The 15,686-nt window shown below is 49.5% G+C and carries 12 protein-coding genes; 10 read left to right on the forward strand and 2 right to left on the reverse strand.

Features of this window, described 5'->3' with window-relative positions:
• Positions 1 to 4: 4 nt before the first annotated feature.
• From M1L66_RS09550 to M1L66_RS09570, 5 genes are all read left to right on the forward strand, one after another.
• On the forward strand, positions 5 to 1,546 hold the full coding sequence (locus M1L66_RS09550; RefSeq protein ID WP_434692524.1) for a sulfatase: 1,542 nt from the start codon (positions 5 to 7) through the stop codon (positions 1,544 to 1,546).
• Positions 1,530 to 2,927, forward strand: a complete 1,398-nt coding sequence (locus tag M1L66_RS09555; protein ID WP_434692526.1) for a family 43 glycosylhydrolase — start codon at positions 1,530 to 1,532, stop codon at positions 2,925 to 2,927. Before M1L66_RS09550 ends, M1L66_RS09555 begins: the two co-directional genes overlap by 17 nt.
• Before the next feature lie 32 nt (positions 2,928 to 2,959).
• Complete coding sequence (locus M1L66_RS09560; protein WP_434692529.1) at positions 2,960 to 4,510, forward strand: sulfatase-like hydrolase/transferase; 1,551 nt, start codon at positions 2,960 to 2,962, stop codon at positions 4,508 to 4,510.
• Entirely contained in the window at positions 4,479 to 6,095 is a 1,617-nt protein-coding gene (locus M1L66_RS09565; RefSeq protein ID WP_434692532.1) for a sulfatase-like hydrolase/transferase, read from the forward strand. Before M1L66_RS09560 ends, M1L66_RS09565 begins: the two co-directional genes overlap by 32 nt.
• A 128-nt stretch (positions 6,096 to 6,223) precedes the next feature.
• Positions 6,224 to 7,081: a class I SAM-dependent methyltransferase gene (locus tag M1L66_RS09570; protein WP_434692534.1), complete on the forward strand. Its 858-nt coding sequence runs from the start codon at positions 6,224 to 6,226 to the stop codon at positions 7,079 to 7,081.
• A gap of 130 nt (positions 7,082 to 7,211) precedes the next feature.
• On the opposite strand, the gene M1L66_RS09575 is transcribed toward M1L66_RS09570, so the two are convergent.
• Complete coding sequence (locus tag M1L66_RS09575; protein WP_434692537.1) at positions 7,212 to 8,066, reverse strand: helix-turn-helix domain-containing protein; 855 nt, start codon at positions 8,064 to 8,066, stop codon at positions 7,212 to 7,214.
• Positions 8,067 to 8,235: 169 nt separating this feature from the next.
• Between M1L66_RS09575 and M1L66_RS09580 the strand changes: the two genes are divergently transcribed.
• Genes M1L66_RS09580 through M1L66_RS09595 form a run of 4 tightly spaced genes read left to right on the forward strand, consistent with a single transcriptional unit; the run spans position 8,236 to position 12,063 of the window.
• Entirely contained in the window at positions 8,236 to 8,994 is a 759-nt protein-coding gene (locus tag M1L66_RS09580) for a sugar phosphate isomerase/epimerase family protein (RefSeq protein ID WP_434692538.1), read from the forward strand.
• Between the two features lie 15 nt (positions 8,995 to 9,009).
• Positions 9,010 to 10,182 carry a Gfo/Idh/MocA family protein gene (locus tag M1L66_RS09585; protein WP_434692539.1) on the forward strand — a complete coding sequence of 391 codons (1,173 nt, stop codon included), beginning with the start codon at positions 9,010 to 9,012 and terminating at the stop codon, positions 10,180 to 10,182.
• A gap of 28 nt (positions 10,183 to 10,210) precedes the next feature.
• Positions 10,211 to 11,224 carry a Gfo/Idh/MocA family protein gene (locus M1L66_RS09590; RefSeq protein WP_434692541.1) on the forward strand — a complete coding sequence of 338 codons (1,014 nt, stop codon included), beginning with the start codon at positions 10,211 to 10,213 and terminating at the stop codon, positions 11,222 to 11,224.
• Positions 11,218 to 12,063 (forward strand): sugar phosphate isomerase/epimerase family protein, encoded by an 846-nt coding sequence (locus tag M1L66_RS09595; protein WP_434692544.1) that lies wholly within the window; start codon positions 11,218 to 11,220, stop codon positions 12,061 to 12,063. The genes M1L66_RS09590 and M1L66_RS09595 overlap by 7 nt, the downstream gene beginning before the upstream one ends.
• 112 nt (positions 12,064 to 12,175) lie before the next feature.
• Here M1L66_RS09595 and M1L66_RS09600 read toward each other — a convergent pair whose 3' ends face one another.
• On the reverse strand, positions 12,176 to 13,600 hold the full coding sequence (locus M1L66_RS09600; RefSeq protein WP_434692547.1) for an N-acetylmuramoyl-L-alanine amidase family protein: 1,425 nt from the start codon (positions 13,598 to 13,600) through the stop codon (positions 12,176 to 12,178).
• 540 nt (positions 13,601 to 14,140) lie between these two features.
• Between M1L66_RS09600 and M1L66_RS09605 the strand changes: the two genes are divergently transcribed.
• Entirely contained in the window at positions 14,141 to 15,640 is a 1,500-nt protein-coding gene (locus M1L66_RS09605; RefSeq protein ID WP_270815578.1) for a TRM11 family SAM-dependent methyltransferase, read from the forward strand.
• Positions 15,641 to 15,686: the final 46 nt, after the last annotated feature.

The following is a 15,686-nucleotide window of genomic DNA, read 5'->3' on the forward strand; positions in this document are numbered from 1 at the left end:
TATCATGAGAGCGATTATGGTTATGTATGATTCTCTGAGGCGGGACATAATTCCCTGTTTTGGAGAGAAAAAGGTTTCGATGCCGAATTTTGAAAGGCTGGCCCGGCATACGGTCATGTTTGACAACAGCTACGTGTGCAGTCTGCCCTGTATGCCGGCCAGAAGAGAGCTGCACACTGGAAGGGACAATTTCCTGCACAGAAGCTGGGGACCAATGGAGCCGTTTGATGATTCCATGCCGGAGATGCTTAAAAAGGCGGGGATTCACTCCCATCTTTCCACAGACCATTACCATTATATGGAGGATGGGGGCGCTACCTATCACCCGCGTTTTTCTACATGGGAATGCTACAGAGGACAGGAATCCGATGCATGGGTGGGAGATTGTTCGAAGCAAGAACCGGAATTTGCACCGGTTCTTTTAAGCCCGGAGTCTCAGCCGGAACGGCTTCAGAATATCAGAAAGATAAGCGGCTGGCAGAATATGGCCAACCGGACCCGGATGAGAAATGAGGAGGAGTATCCCCAGACGCTGACGTTTGACGGAGGAATCCGTTTCATTGAGGATAACATCAATTGTGACAACTGGTATGTCCAGATTGAAACCTTTGATCCCCATGAACCGTTCGACTCCCCGGAACCGTATCAGGCCGACTTGTTCGATCCGGACCGTCCGTTTGTTCCGGACTGGCCTCCCTATGCTGAGGCGCATGAAGACCCGGAAACCATAAAACAGATGCAGAAAAAGTATTACGCACTTGCTCAGTTCTGTGACAGGAGTCTGGGCCGGATTTTAGATCGGATGGATCGATACGATATGTGGAAGGATACCATGCTCATCGTGAATACTGACCACGGTTTTCTTCTGGGAGAGCATGGCTGGTGGGCGAAAAACAACACGCTGGAATACAACGAAGTGGTGCATACTCCGCTGTTTATCTGGGATCCGCGGTATAAAACGGCGGGGAAGCACAGAACGTCATTGGTGCAGACCATTGATCTGGCGCCGACAATCCTGGAATTTTTCGGACTGCCTGTTCCGGAGCGGATGAAGGGGAAGGCGCTGGGCCCGGTGATAGAATTGGATGCAGCGGTTCGCCAATACGGAATGTACGGGGTACATGGAGGTCCGGTCTGTGTAACAGATGGAAAGACCGTTTATATGCGGGCTGTGAGAAATCCGGAGGAGAAAGCTCTGGAATATACCCTGATGCCGACCCATATGGTGGGCATGTTCAGCCACGACGAGCTGCGGGAAATGCGCCTGCACGAAGGCTTTTCCTTTACCAGAGGCTGCAGGGTCATGGAGATACCGGTTATGCCAACCCGCAATCCGGGGAAGCTGGAACACGATATTCTGTTCGATCTGCAGTCAGATCCCGGCCAGCAGAAGCCGTTTCGGGACGCAGAGACAGAAGGAAGAATGGAAAGGGCGCTGATCGGTCTGTTAAAGGACAACGACGCGCCGAAGTATTTATACAAACGGTTCGGACTGGATTATATTCCGGGGAAGAAGGAGGAAGCAGTCTATGAAACAGATTTGTAATCCGTATTTGCCTCTATGTGAGTATATACCAGATGGAGAACCTCACGTATTCGGCGGCCGGCTGTACCTATATGGCTCTCATGACCGGGAAAATGGCGATGAATTCTGCGAACTGGACTATGTCTGCTACTCCGCCGATGCCTGTGACCTTACGGAGTGGCGGTATGAGGGCGTTATTTACAAAAAGGACCAGGATCCGGATAATCCGGATGGCAGTTTATGCCTTTATGCGCCGGATGTCTGTATGGGACCGGATGGAAGGTATTATCTCTATTACTGCCTGAAATTCTGTGACTTCATCTCCGTAGCAGTCTGCGATACACCGGCGGGGCGGTATGAATACTACGGGAAGGTAGCATACCCCGATGGCAGGCAGTTAAGTGAGAATCTTCCTTACGATCCCGCCGTTCTGGTTGAGGACGGTAAGGTGTATCTTTATTATGGCTTTGCGCCGACAACCCTGCATATTCCAAAATACAGGGGAGCAGAGATGCCGGGAGGGAGCGTCGTCGAGCTGGAGGCCGACATGCGGACCGTGAAGCGGGGACCGTATGTAGTACTTCCCAGTTCCGAATATGGAATCGGAACCTCATTCGAGGGACACGAGTATTTTGAAGCGCCCTCCATTCGGAAAATCGGAGAGCTCTACTATCTGGTCTATTCCTCGGTCCACGCACATGAACTCTGTTATGCGGTAAGCAGAGATCCCATGGGAGGCTTTCTGTTCGGCGGAGTCATCGTCAGCAATGGGGATATCGGCTATGAGGGACGAAAAACGGAAGACCGGCTGATGGCGATAGGAAATAACCACGGAGGACTGGTCTGTGTAAAGGATCAATGGTATATCTTCTATCACCGCCACACCCATACCAATGCCTATAACCGGCAGGGCTGTGCGGAGCCGGTATTCTTAGATGAAAATGGGCGGATTGAGCAGGTTACCATCACAAGCAGCGGATTAAACAACGGTCCTCTGGCAGGACAGGGGACGTATCCGGCAGTGATCTGCTGCAATCTGACGGACGGCCATATGCCGATGATGCCGTCTAGGGGAAGGGGAAATGAGGCAGCGGATTTTCCCAATATTACGGACATGGGTGGCGAGCACTTTCTTACAGGCATAAAGGACGGGACACGGATCGGATATAAGTATATCGAGTTAAGAACTGCAGCGGGTATCCGTGTCACATATCGCGGCCATGCGACGGGAACGCTTCTGATTGGCACGGAAAGAGAACAGAAATTCAGCATTTCGATCCTTCCTGCGGAGGACTGGACGGATGCGGAAACAGAGGTCCGGTTTACAGAGGAACGTGAACTGTACTTCGTATATCAGGGGGCGGGGCTCATGGAGATGCTCTCTTTTACATTTTTCCAGTGAAGTCGCACAGAGCTGTGAAAGGAGACCGGACTATGAACCAATCAACACAACCGGATATTCTGATTTATTTAAGCGATCAGCACGACGGCAGAGTCATGGGATGTGCGGGACATCCGGTGGTGGAGACTCCCAATCTGGATGCACTGGCATCTGAGGGAACGATGTTTGAAAATGCCTATACGTCGTGTCCGCTCTGTGTTCCTGCGCGCATGTCTTTTCTGACAGGGCGGCTTCCCGTTCACACCGGCGTTTATACGAACCGCGGTTCGATCCCTTCGGAAATGCCTACGTTTCTTCACCTCCTGGCTCTGGCCGGCTATGAAACCGTTCTGTGCGGGAGAATGCATTTTGAAGGGGAGGACCAGCGCCACGGATTCACGAAGCGGATTGCAGGGGACATCACACCTGTCTCGATAGGGCCAATGGCTCCGTATTGGGAACGAATGGGGCCGATGGCTCCAGTCATGACGGAGGGCGGCTGTATTCACGCCGTCGGAGGGGGCAATTCTCCGGTGCAGGAATACGACCGTTATGTGATAAGGGAAGCGGAAACCTACTTATCCCAGCCTCACAAAAAACCGCAGTGTGTTGTTGTGGGAACGTATGCCCCTCATTTTCCCTATATTGCACCTACAGAGCTGTACGATAAGTACAGAATGCGTACGGATTTGCCGCCAACACTGGATATTATGGCCTCTGCGCAGGATGCCGGGCGTCTTCGCGATACAACGCCGGAGCTGGTTAAGGGCGTCCGTGCTGCTTACTGGGGCCTGATAGAATTCGAAGATCACTGCCTGGGACAGGTTAAATCGGCATGGGACACTTATCTCTCCCGGCATGGGAAACGGGGAATCTTCTTTTATCTGTCAGATCATGGCGATCATGCCGGTGACCGGGGATTTTATGGGAAACAGTCTCTGTATGAGGCGGCGGTACGGATCCCTATGATCGTGTCAGGAGACGGGATCTTAGCTGGAAATCGGTTGCGGTCTCCGGTCAGTCTCCTGGACGCAGCACCGACCGTGTGTCAGCTGGCCGGTGCACGGGAGCTTCCGTTTCAGGATGGGGTCAGCCTGATTCCGGAACTGGAAAGAGGGGAAGAACGTGAGGATCGCGCGGTGACTGCCGAATGGATTAATCTCCCTTATGGCAGGGGAACGGATTATGGGCGTATGATTCGTCAGGGAAAGTGGAAACTGATCTCCTATGTCAGCCATCCGGAGGAGGAACTGCTTATCTGCCCGGACAGTGATCCGTGGGAACTTTATAACCGGATTACAGAGTTCCCGGAGGCTGCTGACGAACTTCGCGAAGCTGCCTTCCATAACGTCTGCGCCGTCAGGATCGTGGAAGAGAAGAATATTCGTGAGGACGGATATCAGATTGTAGCGCAGTTTCAGGGACAAGAATCGTGGGTTTCCAGCGAAACATGGATACCGCCGCGCTCCGTTACGCAGCTTCCAAAGCAGTATCTTTCCACGAATCAGCCCATGCCGGAGAAATTCAGACGGTATTGGGAAATGAAAAATGCAGAAGAAGGAGGAAAGGAACGTGAAAAAGCGGCCGAACATAGTCATCTTTAATCCCGACCAGATGCGTTATGATGCATTGGGCCATATGGGGGTAAATCCTGGTGCGGAAACGCCCTTTCTGGATGAAATGATCAGAGAAGACGCTGTGAGCTATCGCTATGCCTTTTGTCAGAATCCGGTGTGCACGCCGAGCAGATGCAGTTTTTTTACCGGATTGTATCCCCATGTACACGGACACAGGACCATGCGTCATATGCTGCACCGCCACGAGAGTTCTCTGCTCAGCGAGTTGAAGGAGGCCGGCTATTACGTCTGGATGAACACCAGAAACGATCTGCTTCCTGGGCAGGATGATGATATCTTTTCCAGGCACGCCACCGAAATCTTTTATGGAGGTAATGTTCCTCCCGCACCAGGGCCGGTAAACCCGGGACTTCGGGGAAAACCGGGAAGTAAGTATTTTTATTCCCATTATAAGGGGGAACTGGCGACCGATGAGCGTGGGCTTAACTATACCCCTGATGACGAGGCGGTAGATGCGGCCATCGACCGTTTGAAATCACCGGCAGATGACCGGCCGCTCTGCATATTTCTGGGACTTATCTATCCCCATCCGCCCTACCGGGTGGAGGAACCCTATTATTCACGGATCGACAGAGAGAAGGTTATGCCAAGAATTGCAGAGGTGGTTCCCGGGGATAAAAAGCCGTTATTTCACAGGAGAATCCGTGAGGAACTGGGAATGCAGGATTTTACGGAAGAAGACTATAAGGAACTGCGAGGCGTGTATTACGGCATGTGCAGTAAGATAGATGCACAGTTTAAGCGGCTGTGTGATGGGCTGAAGGAGGCGGGAATCTATGAGGACACGGCCATTTTTTTCCTGAGTGACCACGGGGATTACACAGGAGATTACGGGATCGTGGAAAAGGCTCAGAATATGATGGAAGACTGTCTCGTCAGGGTGCCGCTGTTAATCAAGCCTCCAAAGGACTTCGGCGTGGATGCAGGAATCAGTGACCAGATGGTGGAATTGGTGGATTTCTACCGGACCGCCATGGCGTTTGCCGATGTAGCTCCGGATCACAGCCAGTTCGGAAGAAAGCTTCAGAGTAATCTGGCGGACCGCAGCGTGAAGGTCCGGGACTACGTGTGCAGCGAGGGAGGCAGAAATGAGGACGAGATACACTGTGACGAATTTCATGATGATATAAATCTGCCGACCGTGATGGGGGAATACTATCCAAGGCAAAAGCTGCAGACGGATTCTGTCATTCATGGAAAAGCCGCGATGATACGGACTGAGCAGTATAAATATATACGCCGTATTTACGAGGATGACGAATTCTATGATCTGCGGCTGGATCCGCAGGAGAGGATGAACCGGATTCATGTGAAGGAGTATGCAGAAATAATCATGGAAATGAAAGAACTGCTGCTGGACTGGTACCAGAAGACCTGCGATGTGGTTCCATTCGAAAAGGACGACCGCCATTCCAAAGAAATGATCAGGCAGGCGGTTAAGAATATCTGTCCGCCGGAGTATAAGGCGGAAGTGGAACGGATGATAGAGAACCGGGAAGGGACCCTGTTCGAGATTAGAAAATACTGTGAGGAGGCGGCCAGAAGAACCTGATCAGTCACTAAAACCGCAGCGAAAGAATGGTTCTGCCTTCAACATAGGGTTGCTTCCTCCACAGGAAAAAAGGTATACTAAAAAAGTATCTATCATAACAGAAAATGACAACCTACACGGAGGTTCCTATGTACAGCAAATTCATCAACTATTTAAAGGAAAAACCATCTCTCTATGCGCCCAGCTCCGCTCCGTTCTGGGATGACGAACATATTTCGGAGTATATGCTGAAGGCGCATCTCGATCCGGAGATCGACGCAGCTTCCAGGCACCATGATTTTATAGAACAGTCAGCGAAATGGATCGCACAATATTGTAAGGCCAGGCCGGATATGAGGCTGCTGGACTTAGGCTGCGGCCCCGGCCTCTATGCGGAGAGATTCTGTAAAGAGGGCTTCCGGGTCACAGCGCTGGACTATTCCAGGCGGTCCATCGAATATGCCAGGGAACACGCGGAGGCGGAGAGGCTTCCGATCGAATATCATTATAAAAATTATCTGGAAATGGATTACCGGGAGGAATTCGATGCAGCTGTTCTGATATACTGCGATTATGGCGTGCTTCCCCCGGATAACAGGAAAGTACTTTTAAAGAACGTATATGGAGCCCTGAAGAAAGACGGAATTTTCATTCTGGATGGGGATTCAGAGAAGTACAGGGAAAAACTGAGGGAAATGGAATCCATAGAGTATCTGGAGCAGGGATTCTGGTCCGGAAAGCCCCATGTCTGTATCCAGCGGAATTATCAGTATCCGGAGACGAATAACTATGTTGAACAGTATGTGATCGTAACGGAAGACGCGTGTCAGTGCTATAATAACTGGAATCAGATATATACCGTGGAGTCCATGGAGAAAGAACTGCGGGATGCTGGCTTTGAAGATATTGTATTTTTTGATGATGCAGCAGGCAGACCATACACGGGAAATGCGGATACCATCTGTGCGGTGTCTGTGAAGCGGAGGGAGGGAACCATACAACCATGAAAATAACCATACTCTACCCGGCCGACTATTTTGACATCAAAAAAGTGGATGCGGATAAGATGGAAGCTGTGCGGGAACGAATAGAAGAAAGTGCAGAGGACCGGTTAAATATCGGTTCCCTGCACTTTTTTCACTGTTTCATGGGGATTCGGGGACGTTTTCCGGTCCTGTCCGCTCCGGGGCGGCATCCCATCACCTTTTTATAGGCACGGTAAAAGGTTGAATAGTCTCCAAAGCCCGTCTCATTGGCCGCGTCAGCCGCCGTGAAGCCGTTGAGCATAAGCTGTCTTGCCATGACGACGCGCTTGTAGATTAAGTAATCCATGACTGTGGTGCCGGTAGCCTTTTTAAATGCGCGATTCATATAGTATTTGCTGATGAAAAAGCGGCCGGACAGTTCGTCGAGCGTGACGGGCTCGGTTAAGTGCTCATTTAAATAGCGTATGATATCTGTTATGGTGCCGGAGGCGCTGCTGTCAGGCGTAGAGGGGCGCAGGGTCTGGCACATCAAGGAAATCTCAGCCAGGAGCGCTTCTAAGAACATGGCATAATAGGCGCCGCTTAAGGCAGCAGGCTGTTTCTGGGACCAGATTAAGTGTTCAAAATAGGCGTGAAGACCATATTCTTCCGTATGCTCGTAGAACACTTCTCCTGGTCCGCTTTTTTTATTTCCCGGAAATGAGGACAGCAGAAGGACACGCCGCTCTGCAATGACCGATTCCGGCGAAAAATGGACCGAACAGCGGACGTAATCCGTCGTGGAATTCACCCTCACTCCGTGAAAAACGTAGGGGGACAGCAGAATCAGACTGTGGGGAGTCAGATGGTACTCACGGCCCTCCACCACATAATCGGCGTCTCCCTTTAGAAAATAGTAGATCTCATAGCAGGAGTGGTAATGGACTTCAAAGGTATCGCTTTTCATACGGCTGGTGGTAAAATTTACTTTTCCCGACACGGGGGCAGGGGCGGATTCGTAGATCATGAAGCAGTTCCTCCTAAATGTGCGCATAAGCAAAAACGATGCAGGCTGCTTCTATTGTATATCAGGGAGGGCTATATTTGCAAACTTTATTTCATCATTACCAATCCATTTTTTACGGGAAGAGCGCTATGATAGAGGTAACAGAAATGAATGCAGGAGGTAATGATTTATGAAGACAGGAGCACAGCTTTATACGGTCAGGCTGTTTACACAGACGGCGCCGGATTTTCGGGAGACCATGAGACGGGTTGCGGAGATCGGATATGAGACGGTACAGCTGTCGGCCACAGGCAGCGAGATCACCCCGCAGATTGCAAGGGAAATTGCCGACGAGATGGGACTGAAGATCGTGCTGACCCACAGCGATATAAACAGGATACAGAAGGATACGGAGCAGCTGATCCGCGACCACGAGGTGATGGGATGTAAGTATATCGGTATCGGATCGATGCCGGAGAAATACCGGAACCCGGACTGGATCAGACGTTTTGCAGTTGATTTTAAGGAACCGGCCCGTATGATTAAGGAGGCGGGAATGCGCCTCATGTACCACAATCATGCGTTTGAGTTTGAGAAGACAGGGGGAACGTATCTGATGGATTATCTGCTGGACGCATTTGCCCCTGATGAGCTTGGAATTACGCTGGATACGTACTGGGTACAGACGGCGGGCGGTGATGTGTGCCAGTGGATCGGGCGTCTGGCCGACCGGATTCCCTGCGTTCACTTAAAGGACAGAGGTATCGTGAACGGGCAGGAGGTCATGGCTCCGGTGATGGAAGGAAACATGAATTTCCCCGCTATTTTAGAGGCGCTTAAGAAGACTGACTGTGAATACGCATTGGTGGAACAGGATACGTGTCTGGAGAATCCATTTGTCTGCCTCGAAAAGAGTTATCGGAATCTTGCGGAATTGGGATACAGGTAGAAGGAGGATAGGATCATGAATAAAGTAAGGCTGGGAATAATCGGGATTGGTAACATGGGAAGCGGCCATGTGGAGAGTATTTTAGATGGGAAAGTGCCGGAGATAGAGCTGGCGGCGGTTGCTGACCTGCGGGAATCAAGACGTCAATGGGCAGAGGAGACTCTTCCGGAGAATGTGAAGATTTTTGTAACGGCGGAGGAGCTGTTGGATTATCCGGACATGGACGCCGTTCTGGTGGCGATTCCACACTACGACCATCCGAAGTATGTGATGGAAGCTTTAAAACGGGGATTTCATGCCATGTGTGAAAAACCGGCGGGCGTGTATACGAAGCAGGTGCGGGAGATGAACGAGGAAGCAGCAAAGCACGATCTGGTATTTGGAATGATGTTCAATCAGAGGACGAACCACATCTACCGGAAGATGCATGAGCTGGTGAACGGCGGCCAGTACGGGGCTATCAAGCGTGTCAACTGGATCATCACAGACTGGTACAGAACCCAGGCGTACTACAATTCCGGCGGATGGCGCGCTACCTGGGACGGCGAGGGCGGCGGTGTCCTTTTAAACCAGTGTCCTCACAATCTTGATTTGATTCAGTGGATCTGCGGCATGCCGAATTCGGTTCAGGCCTTCTGCCACGAGGGCAAATGGCATGATATCGAGGTGGAAGACGATGTGACGGCGTATCTGGAGTATCCGAACGGAGCAACCGGCGTATTTGTGACGACAACGGGAGATGCGCCCGGAACCAACCGGTTTGAGGTGGATTTAGAAAAGGCAAAGATCGTCTGCGAAAATGAGGAGATTAAGGTTTACGAGCTGGATGTCAATGAGAGAGAGTACTGCTATACCGCCACGGAAGGCTTTAAGAAGCCTGAGGGAAGATGGATCGACGTGGAGACAGACGGAGAAAATCTTCAGCATGTGGGAGTCCTGAGGGCATTTGCAGGAGCCATTTTAAGAGGAGAACCGCTGATTGCGGGCGGAGAGGAAGGAATTAACGGATTAACACTCTCCAATGCCATGCATTTATCCAGCTGGCTGAAACGCCCGGTGGAGATTCCCTTCAACGAAGAGCTGTTCCTGGAGGAACTGAATAAGAAGAGAGCCGCTTCCCGGAAAAAGGAACATGTGAATGAGATAACCTTCAATACAAAGGGGTCCTATGGGAGTGGAAAGGCTTAAAAGAGGGAAAATAAAGAGGAAAGTATAAATGAAGAGTGCGATCATCGGATGCGGCAGCATTGCCGCAGTACACGCGAAATCGATCATGAAAATGGAAGGCTGCAAACTGGCTGCCGCGGCAGATATAATTCCGGAACGCGCGGAGTCTATGGCCCGGGAGTACGGCGCAGTCCCCTATACCGACTGGAAACAGATGCTGGAGAAGGAGGAGATCGACGTCCTCCATATCTGTACGCCTCATTATCTTCACACGCCCATGGCAGCGGAGGCGTTAAGGCGGGGAATTCATACATTTATGGAGAAGCCCTCGGTCATCAGCCAGGAGCAGTGGGAGACGCTTCAGCGTGCGGAAAAAGAGGCGAACAACGGGGCAGCCCTGGGCGTCTGCTTTCAGAACCGGTTTAATCCCAGCGTTGCGGCGGTGAAGGAACGGCTTGAGAACGGTGAGTTCGGCAGGATCCTGGGAGCCAGGGGCCTGGTCACCTGGTGCAGAAAGGAACGCTACTATACGGAGAGCGGCTGGCGCGGAACGGTTGAAAAGGAAGGCGGCGGCGCTCTGATCAATCAGTCCATCCATACGCTTGACCTGATCCAGTATCTGATCGGAAAGACGCCTCTGACCATGGAAGCATCCACCTCCAATCACCATTTAAAGGGCATTATTGAGGTGGAGGACACGATGGAGGCCTACATCTCTTACGGGGAAGAAAAGGCATGCTTCTATGCTACTACCAGCTATGTGGCGGATGTTCCGCCCATGATCGAGCTGGAATGCGAGAAGGCCAGGGTTCGGATCGAGGAGTTGAAGGTCACCATTGCGGGCAGCGATGGGGAGACGAAAACGATCGATTACTCGGGCCGGGAACATCTCGGCAAGAGCTACTGGGGGGCTGGACATATGGACTGTATTCACAGCTTTTATGAAAGCGTGGAGCAGGGAAAACCATTTTCCGTTGGCCTGGAACAGATTAAGGACACCGTCTGGCTCATGCTGAAGGCTTATGAGACAGCAGGAAAAATTGAAGAGGTGAAAAAATGTTAAGTGACTGCAGAATTTCAGGATTTGCAGATGAAATCAATAAGGATTTTGATATGCAGCTAAGTGTTTTAAAGGAACTGGGACAGGAGTATGTAGAACTTCGAAGCGCCGATGGAACCGGCGTGGCAGACTTAAGTCTTGAGATGGCTTCCGAACTGGGAGAGCGGATGAAAGCGGCTGGTATCAGTGTTTCTTCTGTGGGATCACCGATCGGAAAGATTAAGATTACCGATGACTTTGAACCGCATTTCGAGACATACCGGCATGTTGTGGAATTGGCAAAGCTGTGGGGAGTACGGTATATCCGCATGTTCAGCTTTTACATACCGGAAGGGGAAGATCCTGCGCAGTATAAGGAAGAGGTATTTTCCAGAATGAAGCGTATGGTGGATTATGCTGTGGAACAGGATGTCGTTCTTCTCCATGAAAATGAAAAGGAGATTTACGGCGACATAGCCAGCCGGTGCCTGGAGCTTATGGAGACATTTTATGGAGATCATTTTAAAGGTGTCTTTGACTTTGCGAATTTTGTCCAGTGCGGCCAGGATACGCTGGAGGCATATGAGATGCTGAAACCCTATATCTTCTATATACATATTAAGGATGCCCTTCAGGAAGACGGCGAGGTCGTGCTTCCTGGGGATGGTGACGGCAATGTGAAGGAGATTCTGTCCATGCTGGATTCTTCAGGCTATAAAGGATTTTTAAGTCTGGAACCGCATCTCGTGTCATTCGACGGCCTGGATAAACTGGAGCAGGGGGCAAGGGAGCGCAGGGAGCAGGATGGCGTGTCAGCTTATAAGAAGGCGCATGGCAGGCTGATCGAACTGCTGGGCCGATGAGCACAGCTCTTTCGATATAAGCAGGAGTACAGAGGGTGCCGCAAAATCATGATTTTGCGGCGCCCTTTTGGTTATATAATCTTATAGAACCGGAAGTGTATTAATACGGATTTTATGGAATCCAGACGCCATCTTCATTAACATGGTAGCCGTCAGGTGTGGTGATGTCCTTTAACATAGCGCCCTGATTGCCCTCTTTGTCTGTACAGAAATAATACCAGGTTCCATTTAGTTGCTGCCAACCGGTCATCATCTCGCCGGTTATGGGGTTTAAGTAAAAGACCTGATCGCCAATGGCAGTAAGACCAGTTATCATATAGGTATCCTTACCCATATAGTACCATTTGCCGCTGAGATAGGCCCAGGCCTCCGTCAGATAGGAGCCGTCTGGTTTCTTAAGTCTCCATTTGCCGCCATCCTCCTCCCAGGTACCGGATACAGTATAATGCCTGGCCACTGCGTCTAAGTATTGCTGCGCCTGGCTTACGGAACGGCTTCCTGAGGAAGAACTGCCTCCCGAGGAAGAACCGCTTCCTGAGGAAGAACTGCCTCCCGAACTGCTGGAATGGTAAGGGGTGGCTTTGATCGTAAGTGTCAGGAGTTTGGTCATCCCTTCGATCTCCCCTTCATCGGTATCGAGAGTAATAAGAAACTTAAATCTGAATTTGCCGTCAGTGCCTGTTTTTTTGGAGCTTGTACCTGCCACTGCCGGCGTACAGTTGCTCGGGCTGGCTTTGATATAGATACTGTCGCTGCCGGGTATCTGATCCAGATATTCCTGGGCGTAGCTCTGTACATAATCGATGCATTCGTCCTCACTGTTGGCATCTTCCTGATCAACATTGTACGTCAGGCTTTCCAGCGCCTGTCTGGCTGTCGCGACACTGGGAGTTGCAAATTCCATAAGTTTTCCTTCGCTGTCAAATGAATACTTAACTCCGCCGATAGTCACTCCATTTTTGTTTTTATAGGCCCTGAAGTCTTCTCCAAAATAATAACAGTCACTGCCAATCGTTAACCAGCCTTTCCAGGCAGTATAATCTTCTCCAAAATAATAGGTATCGCTGTCAAACTGCAGCAGTCCCTGGAAAGCTTTCGCATCTTCTCCGAAAAAGTAGAGTTTTTGATTAATCGTTTTAAGGCCTTTGACAGCCTTCATGTCACTTCCGAAAAAGTACCAGTTGCCGCTGCCAATTTCTATCCATTGCTTCGACACCAGAGCGCCCGCTATCCGCTTGTCATTTGAATCATCCGGGTCCGGCGCTTCGCTGGCATAATAGAGATCGTCACCATCTTCGATCAGCTCTCCTGTGACCATCACACCATCTTCATTGAGATAGAACCATGAATTACCTGATTTCTTAAATTCATCGCAAACCATAACCCCGTCCTTGTCATAAAAATGCCAAAGGCCATCCTCCTGCTGCCATCCTGGTTCGCCTGCCATGGCAATCATACTCCACGCCAGGCTCATCATTAAAACCAGTGTGACAAGCAATCGCCTGTGAGTTGTCTTTATTTTTTCTTTTTTTTCCATATCCGATACCTCCTTGTCATCTTATAAATCATTTATATGTGCTTTGGATATAACGACTTAAGCAGATAATGATAATTATGAGTACAAAAAACAGGTGTGGCTGCAGCTGTTTTTTCAAAACTATAGGGAAAAGGAGGCGCAGGGTACAAGCTCTCAGAAGTATAATATAAAAAATAGTAAAAAATATTTGAAAAATATACAATATATTCTCATAATTATCATTATAAGAATTAAATAGTATCCAAAACATACCAAAATTATACAACATTATCTGACTGAATACAAGAGAAAAAGAAATGACAGGCTATTGAATGCGCCAGAAGTGGTAAGAAAAAGAAGAGGGCCCCACCTGCCTATGATGTATAGAAAAAAATAAGGAAAGGGCAGCACGATGTGGAAAAATAAATTTTAAAGAATAGGTATCAAATGACCTGATTAAAAAAAAGCGCCATTCGGCGCTGATATTTCCGGCTGATTCATGACAAGAGAGGAAAATTATAGTATACTGATAGGAAAGCAAGCGCTTACAGAAGGAGAAATATGATAAAAGAGACTTGGAATCAGATCACAGAGGGTCAGGACGTTCGGCAGAATTTAAGTAAATTGAGACAGGATATGAAAGAAGGAAGAGGCAGGGAGGCGGCAATTACCTGCATATCAGGGGAGGAAGAGCGTCTTATTCTGCTGCTGCAGGACGGGGATGCCAAAATAAGAAAGAACGCTGCACTGCTCATGGGTGATTTGGGCAGTCAGGAGTATTTGGTTCCCATTTTGCATGCATACAGGATAGAGGAGCAGTTGTTTGTCAAGAGTTCCTATCTGAATGCAGTTAAGAATTTCGATTATGGGCAGTACCTTGCATTTTTTAAGGAACGGTTGGACGAGCTGGCGGAAATGAAGCTGACTCCGGAGAACGAAAAACATATAACGGAAGAAATCCGCGAGTTATCTTCCATGATAATCAGCAGGGAAGGCGTGTTGCTGCACCCGTTTTGCGGACAGGATGAGACATTCGACATTGTACTTTTGACCAACCGCAATTTTCAGGAGATTACCAGAGAAGAACTGCGGCGGCTGGAACCCCATGCGAAAACAAAGGTATTTGGAGCCGGGGTAATGGCCAGAGTCCCGAATTTGAACTGGCTGGCTGAGATCAGGACGTATCAGGAGCTTTTATTCAGCATAAAGGGGCTTCCAACCTGCCCCATGGATGCGGAAAAAGCGGCGGAAATGATTGTAAAATCTGACCTTCTGAAGCTTTTGGCAAGGAGCCATGAGGGAAATCCGCCGTACTATTTCAGGGTTGAGCTTAAGTGCAGGATGGATCACAGCAAAAAGAGCGCGTTTACACGGAGACTTTCTTCGAAAATAGAAAAGTTGTCCGGCCGTAAGCTTATCAATACAACCTCCAATTATGAGTTTGAGTTACGGCTTATTGAAAATAAAGAAGGAAACTGCAATGTCCTGCTTAAACTTTTTACCCTGAAGGATGAGCGCTTTTCATACCGGAAGGAAGTGATTCCAACCAGCTTAAAGGCGGTCAATGCGGCGCTGACGGTTAAGCTGGCAGAACGCTATATGAAAGAGGGCGCACAGGTGCTGGACCCGTTCTGCGGTGTGGGAACGATGCTGATCGAACGCCACAAGGCAGTGAAGAGCAATACCATGTATGGCCTGGATATTTTAGAGGAGGCCGTAGAAAAGGCCAGGAAGAATACGGAGGCAGCAGGCCAGATTATCCATTATATTAACCGGGATTTTTTCGATTTTAAACATGAGTATCTGTTTGATGAGATCATAACAAATATGCCTTTTAAGATTGGACGGAAAACGGAGGAGGAGATCGGGAACCTGTATGCGGAATTTTTTTCTTCCGTAAAGCGTGTTTTAAAAGACGATGGTGTCATGATTCTGTATTCCCATAACGCGGGTTATGTAAGGCAAATGGCGCCGGCCAACGGATTTGTTTTGGCTGAAACGTTCGAGATTTCTTTAAAGGAAGGGACTTATGTGTTTGTTTTGAAACGGAAAATAAATTAAGCTCTACAGATAAAAGTGTGATATACTGGTTTTAGATACTCAACCA

Origin of the sequence: Hungatella sp. SB206, assembly GCF_051132295.1 — a bacterium.
In the GTDB taxonomy this organism is placed as follows: Bacteria; Bacillota; Clostridia; order Lachnospirales; family Lachnospiraceae; genus Hungatella; species Hungatella effluvii.